This window comes from Actinomadura madurae, from assembly GCF_900115095.1.
Taxonomy (GTDB): domain Bacteria; phylum Actinomycetota; class Actinomycetes; order Streptosporangiales; family Streptosporangiaceae; genus Spirillospora; species Spirillospora madurae.
In genome coordinates this window covers 1-1,859 of sequence record NZ_FOVH01000050.1, presented here as the reverse complement: position 1 = coordinate 1,859, position 1,859 = coordinate 1, and the positions used below count along the sequence as shown (strand labels likewise).

The following is a 1,859-nucleotide window of genomic DNA, read 5'->3' as shown; positions in this document are numbered from 1 at the left end:
TTGACGAAACACCCGACCAGATCATCCAGCGCCTCATCGGACCGGCCCGCCACCGCCGACCCCACCGGCACATCCGTGCCCGCCCCCAGCCGCGACAACGTCACCGCCAACGCCGCGTGCAACACCATGAACACCGTCACACCCTCGGTCCGCGCGACCTCCCGCAGCCGGGCGTGCACCGCCGCGGGCACGTCGAGCGGCACCTGGTGCCCCCGGTGCGAGGCCACGGCCGGACGAGGCCGGTCGTAGGGCAGCGCCAGCTCCTCCGGAAGATCCGCCAGCGCGCCGCGCCAGTACGCGATCTGACGGGCCAGCGTGCTGTCCGGATCGTCCTGGTCGCCGAGCAGGTCCCGCTGCCACAGCGCGTAGTCCGCGTACTGAACGGGCAGCGGCTCCACGGCGGGCGGCCGGCCCTCGCGTCTCGCCGCGTACGCCTCGGACAGATCCCGGAGCAGGGGTGCCATCGACCAGCCGTCGGCCGTGATGTGGTGCACCACCAGGGCGAGCACGTGCTCGTCCGGTCGCGTGCGGAACAGCCATGCCTTGACCGGGACCTCGGTGGCCAGGTGGAAGGCGTGTCCACTCGCCTCGGCCACGGCGGCGGGCAGCCGCTCCGGCGTGGTCTCGGCGACGGTCAGGTCCCACGCCAGGCCGGCCGGGTCCACGACACGCTGGTACGGCTCGCCGCCGGCGACCGGGAAGACCGTGCGCAGTACCTCGTGACGGCTGATCACGTCGCGCAGCGCCTGGGCCAGTGCCCGCTCGTCCAGCTCGCCCGCCAGCCGCAGTACCACCGGGCTGTTGTAGGTCTTGCTCGGCCCCTCCAGCTGGCCGAGGAACCACAGCCGGCGCTGGGCGTACGACAGCGGCACGCGCTCGGGGCGCTCTCCGGCCACGAGCGCCGCACGCGCCCGGCCCGCCTCCCCCAGGCGGGCGGCCAGGCCCGCCGGTGTCGGCGCCTCGAACAGCGTCCGGATCTGCAGTTCCACCATGAGCACCGTGCGCACCCGGCTCACCAGGCGCGTCGCCAGCAGCGAGTGGCCGCCCAGCTCGAAGAAGTCGTCGTGGACGCCGACACGGTCCAGGCCGAGCACCTCGGCGAACGCCTGGCAGAGGATCTCCTCCTCCAGGCTCGCCGGACCGCGTCCGGCGTCGGGGCGAGCCGCGTGGTCCGGCGCGGGCAGGGCCTTGCGGTCGAGCTTGCCGTTGGCGGTCAGCGGCAGGGCGTCCAGGGCGACGACCGCCGAGGGCACCATGTGGCCGGGCAGCCGCCCGGCCGCGAAGTCCCGGACCTCGGCGACGCCGGCGTCGGCGGGCACGACGTAGGCGACCAGGCGCCGGTCGCCCGGCACATCCTCCCGGGCCACCACCGCGGCCTGCACCACCTGGGGGTGCGCCAGGAGAACGGCGCGGACCTCGCCCGGCTCGACGCGGAACCCGCGGATCTTGACCTGCTCGTCGGCCCGGCCGACGAACACCAGCTCACCGTCGTCGGTCCACCGGGCCAGGTCACCCGTCCGGTACATCCGCTCCCCGCCGGCGAAGGGGTCCGCGACGAAGCGCTCCGCGGTCAGCGCGCCACGGCCCACGTACCCGCGCGCGAGCTGGGCGCCGGCGATGTAGAGCTCCCCGGCCACGCCCACCGGGACCGGCTCCAGCCTGCGGTCCAGGACGTACAGCCGGGTGTTGGCCACCGGCGTGCCGATCGCCACCGGCCCGGGGGTCAGGCGGGTGGTGGCCACGCCGATCGTGGTCTCGGTCGGGCCGTAGTGGTTGAACACGCCCCGGTCACCCGCGGCCGCCAGCACATCAGCCACCAGCTCCGGCGCTGCCGCCTCACCACCCAGCACCAGCGACCT

General features: G+C 74.8%; 1 protein-coding gene. It reads right to left on the bottom strand.

Annotated features, from left to right (window positions below; all coding sequences use genetic code 11):
• Positions 1-1,817 (bottom strand): condensation domain-containing protein (locus BM339_RS47315; RefSeq protein WP_276526560.1); only part of this gene is annotated, 1,817 nt, incomplete at its 3' end.
• Between the last annotated feature and the right edge of the window lie 42 nt (positions 1,818-1,859).